The 15,753-nt window shown below is 63.3% G+C and carries 15 protein-coding genes; 4 read left to right on the top strand and 11 right to left on the bottom strand.

All coding sequences use genetic code 11. The features are described from left to right. The 3 genes from acnA to ACHFFR_RS01900 form a co-directional block, all read right to left on the bottom strand. On the bottom strand, positions 1–1,767 hold a 1,767-nt coding region (gene acnA, locus ACHFFR_RS01910), incomplete at its 3' end, for an aconitate hydratase AcnA (protein ID WP_394262580.1). Between the two features lie 76 nt (positions 1,768–1,843). Next, a complete protein-coding gene (locus tag ACHFFR_RS01905; protein ID WP_394262579.1) occupies positions 1,844–3,073 on the bottom strand; it encodes a class I SAM-dependent RNA methyltransferase in 1,230 nt (409 codons plus the stop codon). Continuing rightward, on the bottom strand, positions 3,070–4,881 hold the full coding sequence (locus ACHFFR_RS01900; RefSeq protein ID WP_394262578.1) for a hypothetical protein: 1,812 nt from the start codon (positions 4,879–4,881) through the stop codon (positions 3,070–3,072). Before ACHFFR_RS01900 ends, ACHFFR_RS01905 begins: the two co-directional genes overlap by 4 nt. Positions 4,882–4,926: 45 nt before the next feature. Here ACHFFR_RS01900 and ACHFFR_RS01895 point away from each other — a divergent pair, with 45 nt between their 5' ends. Further along, positions 4,927–5,595, top strand: a complete 669-nt coding sequence (locus tag ACHFFR_RS01895) for a potassium channel family protein (protein WP_394262577.1) — start codon at positions 4,927–4,929, stop codon at positions 5,593–5,595. Continuing rightward, a complete protein-coding gene (locus tag ACHFFR_RS01890; RefSeq protein WP_394262576.1) occupies positions 5,592–6,251 on the top strand; it encodes a potassium channel family protein in 660 nt (219 codons plus the stop codon). The genes ACHFFR_RS01895 and ACHFFR_RS01890 overlap by 4 nt, the downstream gene beginning before the upstream one ends. Here ACHFFR_RS01890 and ACHFFR_RS01885 read toward each other — a convergent pair. The 4 genes from ACHFFR_RS01885 to ACHFFR_RS01870 are packed head-to-tail and all read right to left on the bottom strand — an operon-like array spanning position 6,240 to position 8,122. Continuing rightward, complete coding sequence (locus ACHFFR_RS01885; RefSeq protein ID WP_394262575.1) at positions 6,240–6,962, bottom strand: DUF3159 domain-containing protein; 723 nt, start codon at positions 6,960–6,962, stop codon at positions 6,240–6,242. The genes ACHFFR_RS01890 and ACHFFR_RS01885 overlap by 12 nt on opposite strands. Next, the gene (locus ACHFFR_RS01880; protein ID WP_394262574.1) at positions 6,955–7,200 is read right to left on the bottom strand and encodes a hypothetical protein; all 246 of its coding nucleotides are present in this window, start codon (positions 7,198–7,200) and stop codon (positions 6,955–6,957) included. Before ACHFFR_RS01880 ends, ACHFFR_RS01885 begins: the two co-directional genes overlap by 8 nt. Next, positions 7,197–7,808 (bottom strand): DUF3710 domain-containing protein, encoded by a 612-nt coding sequence (locus tag ACHFFR_RS01875; RefSeq protein ID WP_394262573.1) that lies wholly within the window; start codon positions 7,806–7,808, stop codon positions 7,197–7,199. The genes ACHFFR_RS01880 and ACHFFR_RS01875 overlap by 4 nt, the downstream gene beginning before the upstream one ends. Positions 7,809–7,822: 14 nt before the next feature. Beyond that, complete coding sequence (locus ACHFFR_RS01870; RefSeq protein WP_394262572.1) at positions 7,823–8,122, bottom strand: DUF4193 domain-containing protein; 300 nt, start codon at positions 8,120–8,122, stop codon at positions 7,823–7,825. Positions 8,123–8,303: 181 nt separating this feature from the next. On the opposite strand from ACHFFR_RS01870, the gene sepH reads away from it, so the two are divergent. After that, positions 8,304–9,437: a septation protein SepH gene (gene sepH, locus ACHFFR_RS01865; RefSeq protein WP_394262571.1), complete on the top strand. Its 1,134-nt coding sequence runs from the start codon at positions 8,304–8,306 to the stop codon at positions 9,435–9,437. Positions 9,438–9,520: 83 nt separating this feature from the next. Here the strand turns inward: sepH and ACHFFR_RS01860 are convergent, their stop codons facing one another. Both ACHFFR_RS01860 and ACHFFR_RS01855 read right to left on the bottom strand, forming a co-directional pair. Beyond that, positions 9,521–10,621 (bottom strand): alkaline phosphatase family protein, encoded by a 1,101-nt coding sequence (locus ACHFFR_RS01860; RefSeq protein ID WP_394262570.1) that lies wholly within the window; start codon positions 10,619–10,621, stop codon positions 9,521–9,523. Next, positions 10,618–11,175, bottom strand: a complete 558-nt coding sequence (locus ACHFFR_RS01855) for a DUF5998 family protein (protein ID WP_394262569.1) — start codon at positions 11,173–11,175, stop codon at positions 10,618–10,620. Before ACHFFR_RS01855 ends, ACHFFR_RS01860 begins: the two co-directional genes overlap by 4 nt. A 112-nt stretch (positions 11,176–11,287) precedes the next feature. Between ACHFFR_RS01855 and ACHFFR_RS01850 the strand changes: the two genes are divergently transcribed. Next, complete coding sequence (locus ACHFFR_RS01850; RefSeq protein WP_394262568.1) at positions 11,288–13,696, top strand: DNA topoisomerase (ATP-hydrolyzing) subunit A; 2,409 nt, start codon at positions 11,288–11,290, stop codon at positions 13,694–13,696. Between the two features lie 9 nt (positions 13,697–13,705). Here the strand turns inward: ACHFFR_RS01850 and ACHFFR_RS01845 are convergent, their stop codons facing one another. Both ACHFFR_RS01845 and ACHFFR_RS01840 read right to left on the bottom strand, forming a co-directional pair. After that, on the bottom strand, positions 13,706–14,683 hold the full coding sequence (locus ACHFFR_RS01845; protein ID WP_394262567.1) for a GNAT family N-acetyltransferase: 978 nt from the start codon (positions 14,681–14,683) through the stop codon (positions 13,706–13,708). Further along, positions 14,683–15,717 carry a GNAT family N-acetyltransferase gene (locus ACHFFR_RS01840; protein ID WP_394262566.1) on the bottom strand — a complete coding sequence of 345 codons (1,035 nt, stop codon included), beginning with the start codon at positions 15,715–15,717 and terminating at the stop codon, positions 14,683–14,685. Before ACHFFR_RS01840 ends, ACHFFR_RS01845 begins: the two co-directional genes overlap by 1 nt. Between the last annotated feature and the right edge of the window lie 36 nt (positions 15,718–15,753).

Genomic DNA, 15,753 nt, shown 5'->3' with positions numbered 1-15,753 from the left:
TCTCTCGAGCGGCGGGGACGCGAGGTAGTTCATCTTCACGTCCGGGTTGATGCGGCCTTCGAAGTTACGGTTACCGGAAAGCACGGATACGACGGCGAGATCCTCGTCGTTGACAACCTGCGAGACTTCCTCAGGAAGCGGACCAGAGTTGCCAATACACGTGGTGCAGCCGTAACCAACGAGGTGGAAACCGAGCGCCTCGAGATCGGGCCACAGGCCCGCCTTTTCGTAGTAGTCGGTCACAACCTGCGAGCCGGGAGCCATCGAGGTCTTCACCCACGGCTTGGGCTTGAGGCCCTTCTCGTTCGCATTGCGTGCCAAGAGCGCCGCGGCCATCATGACCGACGGGTTCGACGTGTTCGTGCACGAGGTAATCGACGCGATCGCCACGGTTCCGTGGTCGAGTTCGGTCTTGGTACCATCGGCGAGCGTCACGGAGCTTGGCTTGTGCGGGCGGTCGAGGCTCGGCGTGCCGGTCTCGGGAGCCGGGTGCTCGTCCTCGCTACCCGGGGCAACCGGGTCCGACGCCGGGAAGGTCGCCTCGAGCGAGGAGTCCACCGCGCCGTCGTCGTCCCAGTTCACATACGAGGGAAGAACCTCGCGGAACTTCTCCTTAGACTCGGACAGGACGATGCGATCCTGCGGGCGCTTGGGGCCGGCAATCGAGGGAACGACCGTGGACAGGTCGAGCTCGAGGTATTCGGAGTACTCGACTTCCTTCGTCGGGTCATGCCACAGGCCCTGCTCCTTGGAGTAGGCCTCCACGAGCGCGACCTGCTCGTCGGAACGGCCGGTCAAGCGCAGGTAGTCGAGCGTGACGTCGTCGATCGGGAAGATCGCGGCGGTCGAGCCGAACTCGGGCGACATGTTTCCGATCGTCGCGCGGTTGGCCAGCGGAACGGCGCTCACGCCGTCGCCATAGAACTCAACGAACTTGCCAACCACGCCGTGGTCGCGCAGCATCTGGGTGATCGTCAGCACGACGTCGGTTGCGGTGGAGCCCGCCGGAATCTCGCCGGTGAGCTTGAAGCCCACCACGCGCGGGATGAGCATGGAGACCGGCTGGCCGAGCATGGCCGCCTCTGCCTCAATGCCACCCACGCCCCAGCCAAGGACGCCCAGGCCGTTGACCATCGTCGTGTGCGAGTCGGTGCCCACGCAGGTGTCCGGGTAGGCCTGAAGCACGCCATCGTTGTCCTGAGTCATCGTCACGCGCGCCAGGTACTCGATGTTGACCTGGTGGACGATGCCGGTGCCCGGCGGGACGACCTTGAAGTTCTCGAATGCCGTCTGGCCCCAGCGCAGGAACTGGTAGCGCTCGCCGTTACGCTCGTATTCGATCTCCACGTTACGCTGGAAGGCGTTTTGCGTACCAAAGACGTCGATCTGGACCGAGTGATCGATGACGAGCTCTGCCGGGTTGAGCGGGTTGATCAGATCGGGATCGCCGCCGAGGTCCGTCACGGCCTCGCGCATCGTTGCAAGATCGACCACACAGGGAACGCCGGTGAAATCCTGCATGACCACGCGCGCGGGCGTGAACTGGATTTCGTGCTCGGGCTCGGCCGTCGGGTCCCACTCGGCAAGTGCCTTAATCTGCTCGGAGGTGACGTTCGCGCCATCCTCGGTGCGCAGCAGGTTCTCGGCAAGAACCTTGAGCGAGAACGGCAGGTTCTCAGTGCCCGCCACGGCGTCCAGCCGGTAGATCTCGTAGTCTTTGCCGCCAACCTCAAGTGTGGATTTGGCCTTGAAACTGTCAATACTCATAGTTCTCCTTCGAACGTTTACCCGCTGAGCTCGTAAACTATCTTGACATCAAACTATCAGCCTCGTGCCGATGTGTCTATCGATCAAGGACAGTCACGATTTCGACGTGGTGTGTGTTGGGGAAAATGTCGATCGCGTCGATGCTGACCGCATGTCGCCCATTCGCTACCAATTGTGCCACGTCTCGCGCCATCGCCGCAGGGTCGCACGACACGAGGACGATTGTTCGCGCACGAAGCTGCGCGAGTTTCGCCGCGGTCTGCTTTCCGAGGCCGGATCGGGGCGGATCAGCGACGACGACGTCGGCATCCGCGATCTCGCCGGCAATCCGCGAATCAATGCGGCGCACGTCCGCCCGCGCCCACGGCGTGTCCCGCAGGTTGTAGCGCGCGTCTGCCACCGCGCGCTTGGAGCCCTCGTACGCGTGCACAGACCCACTCTCCCCCACGGCGAGCGCAAGGGGCAGGGTGAAGAGTCCGGCACCCGAAAAGAGCTCGGCGACGCGCTCGCCAGGCGCGGCCTGAGCGCCGTCGAGAACCGCGCGAAGGAGAGTCGAGGGCGCCCTGTCATGGACCTGCCAAAACCCGCTGGCGCTGAGCCGGTAATCGAAGATCTGGTCGGTGGTCGTGGCTCGCTCCCACACGTATTGCTCGGCGGGCTCCCCCGGCGCTGCCCACGCCTCATCGGTCACGACGACGTTGGGCCCGGAGGCCGGCGCCACGATTTTCACGCGCGTGCCCGGTTCGATCGAGGCGTCCCAGGCGCTGCCCCACACGTCAAGATCGGCGAGTTCAGGCACGGCTAGAGGCATCTCGTGGATAGGCACGAGGTCGTTCGTCTTTTCGAGGTACATGCCAACGCCCGAGTCCATTTTCGTGACCTCGAAGCGCGTGCGGGTTCCCCAGCCATCGCCGCGATCAACGCCGCGAACGCTGACGCCTTCACCCACGCCGTCAACCTGCCCGAGCTGTTCGGTGAGCTCCTTGGCCAGCTCGGCCCCGCCGATGCGGCGGATGTTCTGCTGAACCACGGCCGTCTTCAGTGCCAGCTGCCCCTCGATGCTCACGTGGCCGAAGTCGGCTGCGCCCGTGCGCCCGGCTGCGCCGTCTGGCCACGGATGCTCCACTCGATACGCACTCGGTTCGATTACGTCGGTGACCACGGCGTTGAGGAACTTCGATTTCTCAGCCGTCACCTCGGCGTCGACGACCTCCCCTGGAAGCGCGCCGCGAACGAAGACCACCCGGCCGTCGTGGCGGGCGATGCCCACTCCGCCGTGCCCGATGTCATGAATCTCGAGTCTCATCGCTCGTCCTCTCCAAGGCGATAGGGCACCTCGGCAATGATGACGTTGGGCTCGAGGCGCAGGTCGGAGACGACGCGCGGGGTCGAGTGCCGCAGGAAGAAGCGCTCCCACGAACGCGAGGAAATGAGGCGCGGAATGATGATCGCCATGAGGTCGTTCGCGTGATCGGCGTGACGGGCTCGAACGTATTCGATCACCGGCCCGCGCACGGCTCCCTTGGGCTCTCCAAGGATCGTCAGATCCACCGGGACCATGGCCGCCGTCCACGCGTCGCGAATGTTGCGCGTCTGCGTCGGGTCGATATCCACCGCCACAGCGGTCAGTGACGACAGCCGAAGCGCTCGTGCCCACGTGACCGCTTGGATCGTCGCCTCGTCCACGCGCTCGATGAGCACGACGCCGTGAACGCGCGTGGGCAGGTGGCGGCCGGACGTGAGTGACCCCAGTTGTAGCTGCGCGGTCAGCTTCTCCTGGCCGCGCGAATAGAGCACGAGGAAGATGACGGGGACGGACAGTGCGACGAGACCCGCCAGCGCCCACGTTGGCCGAGTCGCCACCACGGCGGCGGCCACGAGGAGCGAGACCACGGTGTATCCGCGGAAGAGCCACTTCAAGAACCGAGCCGTGCGCCGCTGCGCAGAATCCGTGGAATCGTTGAGCGTGCTCTTGGCCCGGAAGACCATCGCGAGCGAGGTCAGCGCGACGACCGTGTACATCGTCAACACGAATACCGCGGAGATCGAGCGCGTGGAGTCGAGGACGATCGTGACCACCGCGGCCAAGCCTGCGATGATCGCGATAATGAGCCGCCGTGGCGCGACGGCGTCCGCCGCGGCGAGTCTGCGCGGGAGCAGGACGTCGAGGGCGAGTTCGCGCAGCAGGCGCGGCAGCTGACTGTAGGCGGCGTACGAGACGCCGAGCCCGAGTAGAACGTACAGGGCAACGAGAATCGCCTGGCCGACGTCGCCGAAGAATGCCATAGCGATCGACAAGGACGGGATCTGCACGCGTTTGCCGGGCATTTGGAGAACGACGACGAAGTAGAGCGTCACTCCGATGATGAGGAATGCCGAGCCCATAACAGCCGCGAGCCGGCGTGAGGAGACTCGGCGATCGGCCGTCGGTGCCATGACGCGCTCAGAGATCAGCGAGGTCACGGCGCCGAGGAGGGCGCCACCGAGGGCGGCCTCGAAGAACTGCCTCGTCTCCTCCGGCACGCGCTCGGAGGCGTAGGCGTCTTGGCGCGCGAGCCGAATGTTCTCGAAGTCGATCGCCCCGATCGCCTCTTGAATGAGCCCGTAAACGAGGATCGCGGCGAGTGCGGCCGTTGCAGTAAACGAGAACACGATGATCCATCGCTGGCCGCGTTTGCCGAGCCCGGTCAGCGCCGGGATGGCCAAGAGGAGGATGAGGATCGGATCGAGCCAGGCGCTCCACGACACGGTCACGATGGCCTCGAGCGACGTCACCGCGAGCTCGACGCCCAGGATCACAAGCAGCGCGTATCCCAAGATCCGCGCAGCCGATACCAGCAGGCCAGCCCAGCGGGCGACGTGGCGTTCGGCGAGTTGGTGAGACGAGCGGCGCGGCACCTCCCGGTTCGCAATCCGCGCGATGACAAGTGCGGCGAGGAAGGTCGCCAAACCGGTGCCAAGCGCGATGAACGCGCCCGTGGACCGCTCGGAATAGGACATGGCGCGCAGCACGATCTGCGGAACGATGACCATGACGAGCGCGACTGTCGAGAGCGCGCTTGCCCGCGAGCTCGCGATGTCCGAGCCCGGCACCATGGACCTGATGTTAAGCACAGTGAAAGGTTACGCTTTATTTTGAATTGCGGTAGCGTTCGTAGCGTGCATTTCGTCATTATGGGTTGCGGTCGCCTCGGCGCGAATCTCGCAGTAAATCTTGAAGATCGAGGCCACTCGGTAGCGGTGATTGATCAAAACTCCCGCGCGTTTAACCGACTGCCAGATGACTTTTCCGGCCAGCAGGTCACCGGCGTGGGCTTCGATCGGGACGCGTTGTGCCAAGCTGGCATCGAGGAGGCCACCGGGTTCGCGGCTGTCTCCTCGGGCGATAACTCGAACATCATCGCGGCGCGAGTCGTACGCGAGACGTTCGGCATCGATAACGTCGTCGCCCGCATCTACGATTCCACGCGTGCCGGGGTCTATAACAAGCTCGGGATCGACATCGTGGCGCCCGTCCCGTGGACGGCCGATCAGGTCATGCACCGGCTCATCCCCCTCGGCCCGCACATCGAGCACATCGATTCGGCCACCGGCACGGCCCTGTTCTACGTCGACCTCGACTCCTCGTGGTTCGGCACGACCATCGCAGATATTGAGCGCAACACGGGCGCTCGCGTCGCCTACATCACCCGAGAACTCGAGCTCGTGCTCCCCACTCAGACGACGGTCGTCCAAGACGGCGATGAGCTTCGCCTCCTCGCCCACGTGTCCGAGACGAACGCGGTTCAGCGAGTTCTCAACCATCGCGTGGGAGATGATGCGCTATGAAGATTCTTGTTGCGGGAGCCGGCTCCGTTGGCCGCCTCGTTGCCAGGGACATGACGGCGGCCGGCCACGAGGTCACGATCGTTGACATCAAGCCCGAGGCCATGCGCGTTGCCTCCGTTCCGGAGGCCGACTGGATTCTTGGCGATGCCTGCGAGCTCAGCACGCTCGAGGCCGCGGACGCGGATACTACCGACGCCGTCGTCGCCACCACGGGAGATGACAAGGCGAACCTCGTCATCTCGCTGCTCGCAAAGACCGAGTTCGGAGTTCCGCGCGTCATCGCCCGCGTCTCCCATCAGGCCAACGGGTGGCTCTTCGACGAATCGTGGGGCGTGGATGTGGCGGTCTCGACCCCGCAGATCATGTCCGAAATCATCGAGGAAGCGATCTCGACAGGCCGGCTCGTGCGCCGGATGAAGTTCCAGTCAGGTGCGAGTCTCTACCACGGCACGGTCAGCGCCGACTCCCCCGTCACGCGCAAGCCGCTTGGCAGGGTCGCGTTGCCGCCAGACATCGTTATTGCAAGCGTGATCCGCGACGGCGAACCGCTGTTCCCGGCCACGGACATGAGCGTCGACGCCGGGGATCAACTGTTGTTTATCGTTGGGCGAAGCGCCGGCGCGGACATGGCCGAGGTCGAAGCGCTACTCAGCTGATCGCTGCGCCTGTTCCGACTCGACATCCGGCAGCCCGCGAACCATCATCCATGTGAACCACGCGATGAGGGCGAAGAACGGCACGCCCATGAAGAGCCTGGCAACTCCCAAGGCCTCCGTGGCGTCGGCGAAATAGAGCGGGGCTTGGACGAGCAGGCGCGCAGCGAACAAGCCCACCCACATCCAAGTGATGTACGTGTAGCGACGCCGCGTGATGACCTTGGCCGGATCGGTGCTCGATCGCCAGGAGGTCGCATCCCCACGAAGGGCGCCGATGAGGAGGCCGAGCGCCGGCCAGCGCACGGCAAGCGAGATTACGAGCCCGAACAGGTAGGCCGCGTTCGTGATCAGCCCCCACACGAAAAAGTCCGACGCCTCGCCGCTGCGCCACGCGATAAAGGCTGACAGGGCGATCGCGAACAGACCACCGAGCGCGGGCGTGATCGGAATGCGCTGAATCGCGCGGATGAGGATGAAGACGGCGGTCGAGCCGACTGAGACCACGAGGGGAAGGTTGAGCTCACCCGTGACCGTATACAGCACGAGGAAGACGACCGTGGGAACCACCGCTTCGATGATTCCGCGAACGCCGCCGACGGCCTCCATGATGTCGAAGTCGTCCTGAATGACGGCGCGCAGACCCGATGAGGCAACGGCCTCTGCCGGGATCTCGCTCGCGTCATGCTCCGCGTTGGTCTGCTCGTTATCCATGTGAACCCTTCACCACGAAACGTGGGTTAAACATTGTGGGGGTGCCACGATCGGTTGTCAGCGCGCCTGACACTGTGAGGGTGGATCCGATGTCGATGCATTCGATCGTGGAGCGGGACATGAACACGAGCGCGATCGTCGCGTCCCCCACCTCGAGGCGCACGCGCACCTGGGGGCGCTGCGCTCCCGGGTACGTCATCGAGCGGACGGTGCCCGTCAGCTCGGTATGCCTACTCATTGCTCTTTACTTTTGACCTGCTCGGGGATTTCGAGCGGCAGGAGCTCGCGCGGTGGGTGCGGGGTCTGGCCGCGATCAACCACGACGTCCTTAATAATGTCGATGAGTTCCTCCGCCGCGGCGTCGTCGGCTCCGGCCTTGCCATAGATCGTCGCGCGCAAGAGCCAGCGAGGGCCATCGATACCGAGGAAGCGATGCGGCGAGAAGTCTTTCGAATTCGGAATGGGCATTCGCGCCCGCAGCTCGTCACCGAATGGACCGGTGGCTTCCTGGGAGGAACCGCCCTGCTTCGCGATTGAGGTTTGCATATCGCGGCGGACCTCGTCCCAGATTCCGCGCGATCGCGGCGCGGCGAAAGCCTGCAGCTGCAGGGCCGATCCATTCTTGGCATAGACGACGCCGAGCACAGTCTTGCGCCGGCGGTCCAGCGTGAACTGGAGGGACGCTCCTGGTACGAGTGGAATCCACAGTGAGCCCGCATCGAGGCGCTTGCCGATTTCGACGTCGCCGGCGTCCCATGGTCCTTCAGTGGGGACCGCAGTCTCCAACTCTTCCGAGATCTCCTCGGGTTCCTCGTCCTTGTTCTTCCCTCGGGAAAACCACGCCATGTCTACTCCTCAGCCTACGATGCGCAATCCGCACATACGGGCATGCCGCCCTCCTCGTAGGCTAGCTGAGAGCGATGATGAACGAGGAAGCATTGCGAACACGTAAATTCGTCATCCTGCGCAGGAACAACTGCAACGGACAACTCGACGTTCGACAGGTCCGCGCCAGGAAGCTCAAAACCCTCGGCGGCCTCAACCTCGTCTTCATCAACGGAGCTCGACTGATGGTCAGTGCTACGCGCCTTGAGCTGAGTCAGGGAATCTTCCTTGAGCTCCTCGTCTTGCTTGCGCGGCGCATCATAATCTGTTGCCATGTTCGTTCCTCAATCGGTGAATGTTCATGGTCTTTTTACCAGAGCTATCAACATTTCACAAGATCAGGCGTTAAACGCGGATTTAGTGAGATAATCTCGACGCAAGCAACACGCCAACAGTTGAAACCCACTTGGTTGTGCGGAAGTGGCACGCTTGAGAGAGTACTGTAGGAGGACACATATGATTGAGCTCGAACTGCTGGGGCTGACGGACGGGCAAAAGCTCAGTCTGAATGACTCCGAGGGTAATCGCTACGTCTTGCCGATTACTGACGAGCTCCGGGCCGCGTTGCGCACTGATATCAACCAGGGTGAGGATTCCGAGCCGCGCCCGATTACCCCGCGTGAGATCCAGGCGCATTTCCGCGCCGGCTTGAGCGTTGCCGACGTATCCGAGATTTCCTCACTGCCTCCGAGCCAGCTCAACGGGCTCGCCTTCCCGATCTTTGCCGAGCGCGAGTACACCGCTCAGCTTGCTCGCTCCTATCGTCTCGGTCACGACGCCGGCGGCATGACTCTCGAGGAGCTCGTCATTTCCCGTCTGGTCTCGCGTGACGTCGAGTCCTCGAGCATCACGTGGGATGCCTACCGCGATCAGGGCGAGCCGTGGACTCTCGTTGCACGCTATGAAAGTGGCGGGCGCGATCACTCGGCCCTATGGCGGATCAACACCAAGGCGCAGACCGTTCAGGCCCGCAATGACGAAGCGACGTGGCTAACCGAGAATCAGATTCCGGCGCCCACCAACCCGTGGCGCAAGCTCAACACTCCGCCGTCGCCGGAGGTACCGGAGGAGACCGACAAGCCGCGTAGCCCTGCTGCCGACAAGATGTCAGCCATCGATGCGCAACCGGCCTCATCCGGACGACCCACGGATATCGACACGATGCTTGCCTCGCTCAACTCCAAGCGCGGCACCTCCCAGCCGATGCCGGACGAACCCGAGTTCGACGGCGCCCATCCGGCGCACTCCGAGCCCTACGCCGCCGTCGACGCAACGATTCTGGCGTTCCCCTCGCCCTCCGCGGGCACATCCTCTCAGAGTTCCGCACAGAGTTCTGCACCGAGCTCCGAATCCGCTCCTGAACCAGGCACTGACGCCGATGGTGAACCTGCATCGAGCCTCTCGTCGGTACCGAGTGCCGAATCGGCACCAGACGACGCCCCGCTTCCTGGTCAACAGGAGCTGCCCGGCGTCGTCGATGAAGCTGACCTGAAGACCGAGGATGACAAGCCCAAGAAGAAGCGCCGCCGTGACAGGCCGGCCATGCCCTCGTGGGATGAAATCGTCTTCGGGTACTCGAAAGACAACTAGCGCGCTAAGTTACTAGCACGCTGAGCAACGAGCACCCTGAGCAGCTAACTCCTGAGCAACTAACGCTCCAGCGATCAGGGCGGCTAGATGACGTCCACCGCGAGTGGGATGTGCATTTCCTGCTCGGTCAGCGAGCCGTGAACTCCGATGAGTCCAATTGCTCCGGGTGATTGAAAGCGCGAGTCAACAATTGCAAGCGTGCCTTTGGGGAACGTGAATACGTCTCCGATCACGCGCTCGGTGAAGTCAGTGACCGGGCCAAATAGACCCGCCTCGATCGCCTCGGATTTCGTGACCACCCAGGCGTCGTCGTCGAAGAAAGCCCGCCAACGATCGGCGACGTCTCGGGGCGCCGCCGTGTAGATCTGCACGGCGCGGGACTCCCCCGCCACCACGTCCACGTCGAGGGCGAGCTCGTCGAAGTCGCGAACGTCCACGCGTTCACTCACGTCGACCATGCCGTGATCGGCCGTCAGCACCACGAGCGTGCCGGGCGGCAGGGTGCGAACGAGTCGGCCAAATTCGGCGTCGAAGCGCTCGAGCTCGGCAATCCACTGCTCGGAGGTCCATCCATACTTGTGGCCGGTCGCATCGATCTTGTCCCAGTAGAGGTAGGCGAGATCGGCGCCGGCGCGAAGCTCGTTCACCGTGGCATCGACTCGGGCTGGCAGGTTTTCGGCGACGACGGTTCGGCCACCTCGCAACCCCGCGCGGGTCAAGCCAGAGCCCACGTACTTCTGCGGCTGAATCTTGACCAGATCGGCGGAGCTTGTTTCGAACACTGTGGGCTGGGTCTGCCAGCGTTCGGGCCTTGCCATCGGAGAATTCCACGCGATGAGGTTGAAGACAGTGTTCGTGTCCGGGACGCGCAGCGCGTAGCCCGCCATGGCCGTCTGCCCCGGCATGAGTCCGGTGCCAAGCGCCGTGACCCCGGCCGCCGTCGTCGATGGAACGACGGTGGAAATGGAGCGATCAGCGCCGAAAGCGCGCAGGTTCGGGGCGTGTCCGAGCCGGCCGTGAAGCTGGTGGTAGCCAAGCCCATCCACGAGCACCACGCATGCGCGCGGGGACGCCGGGAACTCGAAGGGCGTCTCCCCCTCGAGCGCGCCGATCGCGGCGAGGGCACTAGGCATGACGCCCGCGAGGTTCTCCCGCCCGGGCAAGGTGGCGCCGGTCAGATTCACAGGTCTCCCAAAATCGTGTCGAGTTCCTCGATGAAGTGAACTCCCTCGGCAAAGTAGGCCGAATCGGTGTGGCGGTCGAGGAAAATCTGCAGATCCTCGTTGGTCGCGATGCCGATGTAGCCGTGATCGTTCGTGCAGGCGGGATCGTCACAAGCGCCAACCTGAAGGTCCTGATTGAACGAGGCACCCCAGCGCAGGCGAAGAAGGATCGAATTAAGCTCGCCCACGAGTTCGCCCTGGAATTGACGGCGGCGCACCACGTGATGCTCCTTGATGTCCGCAAGCCGAATGGACTGCGTCGTCGTCACGTATTCGCCGCGCGTATCCATTTCGTAATTCGTATCCGAATAGACGAGCACGAGGCGGCGCTCGGTCACGATGAAGGAAACGATGCGGTCGTAGACCGAATCCGCGTCAAACACAGTCTCTGGACGCACGTAAAACGTCTGCACCGAATCCTCGCCAATCGCATGGCGAATGTCAGCCAAGACGGGCGATTCATCCGAGACGAGCGCGGCCAGAGCCGCATCCAGTTCCAAGCGAACATCAATCATTGTCCCATTGTCTCAAAGGCGCGCCCAATCTACGAAAGCAGGCGGTCAATATCACGGCAACACGGGCGCGGCCCTCCCAAACATCCGCTCCGTATCAACGGATAATAGATAAATGGCCCAAACCGAAGAGCACATTGTTGACATCGACGTTTCCAAGGAGATGCGCACCTCCTTCCTCGAATACTCCTATTCGGTGATCTATGCGCGCGCGTTGCCCGACGCCCGTGACGGCCTCAAGCCCGTCCAGCGTCGCATCCTGTTCCAGATGGATCGGATGGGTCTACGCCCGGACAAGAGCCACGTGAAGTCCTCCCGAGTCGTTGGTGACGTCATGGGCCGTCTCCACCCGCACGGCGACACGGCGATTTACGACGCGATGGTTCGCCTCGCCCAGCCGTTCACGATGCGTCTGCCGATGGTCGATGGCCACGGTAACTTCGGCTCTCTCGACGATGGCCCCGCGGCTCCGCGGTACACGGAGGTTCGCATGGCTCCGGCCGCGCTTGCGATGACGGCCTCCCTCGACGAGGACGTCGTGGACATGGTGCCCAACTACGACAACACGTACATGCAGCCCGACGTCCTGCCCGCCGCCATCCCGAACCTGCTCGTCAATGGCTCGTCCGGCATCGCCGTCGGCATGGCCACGAACATGGCGCCCCACAATCTCGTGGAGGTCGTTGCTGGCGCGCGCTTCCTGCTCGACAGCCCGGATGCGACTCTCGACGAGCTCATGCGCTACATCCCCGGCCCCGATCTGCCCGAAGGTGGCAAGATCGTCGGACTCGACGGCGTGCGCCAGGCCTACGAAACCGGCCGCGGCATCTTCCGCACCCGCGCAAGCGCGCACATCGAGAACATCACCGCCCGGCGCAAGGGCATTATCTTCACCGAGCTTCCCTATCTCGTGGGGCCGGAGAAGGTCATCGACAAGATCAAGGACGCGGTTCAGTCCAAGAAGTTGCAGGGCATCTCCGGCGTTCAGAACCTCACGGACCGCAATCACGGCACGCGCCTCGTCATCGAGGTGAAGAATTCGTTCAATCCCGAAGCTGTGCTCGCCAATCTGTACAAGTTTACGCCGCTCGAAGAGTCGTTCGGCATCAACAATGTTGCGCTCGTCGATGGCCAGCCGCGCACGCTTGGCCTGAAGGAACTGCTGCAGGTCTTCCTCGACCACCGCGTGCAGGTCACGCGCAGGCGCACTCAATTCCGCCTCGATAAGGCCAAGGCTCGCCTGCACCTGGTCGAGGGCCTGCTCATCGCGATTCTCGATATTGACGAGGTGATCGCCGTCATCCGATCCTCGGACGATTCAACGATCGCCAAGGACCGCCTCATGAAAGTCTTCGACCTGACCGAGGTTCAGGCCGAGTACATCCTCGAGCTTCGCCTTCGCCGGCTGACCAAGTTCAGCCAGATCGAACTTGAGACGGAGAAGAACGAGCTCATGGAGACCATCGAGGATCTCACCGAGATTCTCGGCTCTGAGGAGCGCCTCCACGCTCTCATCTCCGACGAGCTCGCTCAGGTCTCACGCGAGTTCGGCACGCCGCGGCGCACGGTGCTCCTCGAGACGGACACGGTGGCAGCCCCGTCGGCGCGCGGCTCGCTCAAGGTCGCAGACGACCCGGCATGGGTTGTGCTCTCCGGCGACGGCCTCATCGCGCGCATCGTCTCCGAGACCGAGCCCGCTCGCAGTGGCCCGCGCGCTGCCCATGACACGATTGCCTCCAAGGTCTTCACATCCAACCTCTCGAGTGTTGGCGTCCTGACGTCGGACGGCTCGGTTCAGCGCCTGAACGTCGTCGATATTCCAGCGATTCCGGATACGGAAGGCGCGCCCAGCCTCACGGGCGGCGTCCCAGTCACGGAAATCTTGCTGATGGGCAAGGGCACGCACGTCGTCGGGCTCGTTTCCCTCGACGACGACGCCCAGGTTCTCGCAGTGGCCACAGCTCAGGGCAAGATCAAGCGGGTCAATCCCGATATCCCCGATAAGGGTGCCATCGACGTCATCAAACTGACCGACGGCGATCGCGTGGTCGGCGCAATGCCGGCTGGTGATGACGACCAGATCGTCCTCGTCACCTCCAACGCGCAGCTCCTGCGCTTCAGCGCGTCGGCGGTGCGCCCGCAGGGCCGCGGTGGTCAGGGCGTTGCAGGCATCCGCCTCGCCGATGGTGCTCAAGTCATCGCGTTCGGCGTCGTGCCAGACAACGATCTCGCTGCCCACAGCGTGGTGACCATCGCAGGCTCGGCCGATGCTCTTCCGGGTACGGTGCCCGGCTCCGCAAAGGTAACTCCCCTTGATCGGTTCCCCGCCAAGGGCCGCGCTACGGGTGGCGTGCGCGCACACAGGTTCCTGCGAGGCGAGGATGTGTTGCAGATGGCGTGGGTCGGTGAATCCCCCGCTCGTGCCACAGGTCAGGGCGGAAAGCCCCTCGCGCTACCCGAGGTGGATGAGCGCAGGGACGGCTCTGGCGAGCAGCTCAAGACGGTGGTGCGCGCTATCGGCTAGCCGAGGGTGCTAGACGGTTGTTGTGACGATGTAGGTTTCGGACACTCGCTGGAAATCCAAGTGTTCGAATACCGTGACGAGGTCTGAGCCTTCGTCGTTGGCGTCCTTGATGACGTCGAGCCCGATGTGCATGAGCCCGTCAGCCTTGAAGCGCTCCATCGCGGTCATAATCAGCGAGGATGCGACGTGCTTGCCACGCCATTCGGGTAGCACGACGATCTCTTCCACGTATCCCTCGTCGTAAATGGGCTGACCATCGGGGCCCTCGATGTCGGACGTGAAGCGCGAGGCGAGAAGGTATCCGGCGAGCCGCGGGCGGTCACCGAACAGGTCGAGTGCCACGAGGCACCAGTCCTCTTCCATCTGGGAGATTCGCTCTCGCCAGGACTCCGAGTTCATCTTGGTCCACGACGTGGCGTCAGCGAGCACCTTGTTATGGGCCTTGCGAGAGTCTTTGATCCAGTCTTCGGAGAGCTTGACGATCTGGATGTACTGAGAGGTCTCGACGCTATCGATCGGCATGTCGAGGCTGCGGCGCATTTGGATGAACTGCGAGTGCGGCGTGAATTCGAATTCGCGTGCGAGATCAATGAGGACGCTCTGCGAGCTCTCGATGTACATCTGGACGGTGGCGGAGTCGAGTCCGAGTTCGCCGGCCACCGCGCGAGACGTAATGAGCTGCCGCTCCATGAGATCCTGCCCGACGCCGTGCTCGCGCCACTCGGGAGCCACACCGCCAGAGACCGTAATCGGCAGGTCACCGGAGTTGTCGGCGAGTGTGCGAGCCAGGCCGAACGCCACGAGCTCTGAGCCCACCCAGGCTCCCTGCGCGCGCCACACGTGCGAATCGTGGAAATAGGATTCGACCTCGGAAGCCGACGTGCGAATGGAGGCGTCGTCGGCCTCCTCGATCCTCAAAATTAGGTCGAGAATCTCGGGCACATTCGCGGCGTGCAGTGGCTTCCACTGCCAAGTCTGGACGTCCATTAGATATCGATCGAGTAGAGGATATGGGAGTCACCCTCGAAGAATCCGTGGGTGGTGAGAAACTCGGTTGCTGGCGTGTTTTCAGAGACGATGGGCACGCACATTCGCTTAAAACCCCGATCAAGTGCGTGGTCAATTTGCGAGAGGATGAGGTCGGTTCCGTTGCCGTCGTGGCGGAAGCCACGATCGATGCCGTAGTAGATGACGCGCAAGCACTCCCCCGTGCCGGATGCCGAACACAGCGAGTACCCGACGAGGTTCGCGCCATCGGTCAAGATCGTCGATGCTTCGTGGTCGGAATCCTCGAGGCGCTCCTGCCACTGTTGCGCGCTGAGCGGTTGGCGCCGCTCCATGACCATCGAAACTCGGTTGTGGAGACGGCGAACTTCCTCGGAGTCGCTCTCGTCAAGGTGACGCAGCGACATCCCGCGCTCGGCCAGCCGCACGCGCGCGTCCTTCGCCATCTCCCGGTGTTCGTCGGTGAGGTCAAGATCCATGAACGTCCAGCGCCACTGGGGCGAAAAGCCACCGGCAGCGAGAAGACGACGACGGCCCATGTTATCCGACCGAACGCGCGAGCGGATCGACGCCGGCAAGTCGTGGCCCGCTCCGAGCATCATCTGGCGAGCGCGCCCGTCTTGCCATTCCAGAAGGGCACGGCCAATTCCGCGGCCTCGCCACTGCGGTCGAGTTACGCCAAGGATGTCTGCCTGAACTTCGGTGAGCGGATTGGGGTGGAGGCTCACGATCCCGATCGCCTGGAGCCGCCCGGCGGAGTCCCAGCCGACAAGCGCGTCGACGTTCGCGTTCTTGCTTTGCGTGTCATCGATTAGGGGCGTGACGAGCCGGAGGATACGGACGTCATCAAAAATCCTCGGGTCTGCCGACTCGTCAAGGAGGTCGCGGACGTCGTCGAGATCGTCGTTACACAACGAGCGCCACGTCAGGCCTAGGTGTGCGCTGGGAAGAGGGAGCTCACTGGGAGCAGCGAGGCGCTGCTCCAACGTTCGTCCCGTTAACTTTCCCGTGTGCATGGCTCTTAGTGTACCTATAACTAGGACTAACGTCGC

The sequence above is a fragment of the Trueperella sp. genome (genome assembly GCF_043424875.1).
Classification (GTDB): domain Bacteria; phylum Actinomycetota; class Actinomycetes; order Actinomycetales; family Actinomycetaceae; genus Trueperella.
This window is presented reverse-complemented; position numbering and strand designations above follow the sequence as displayed.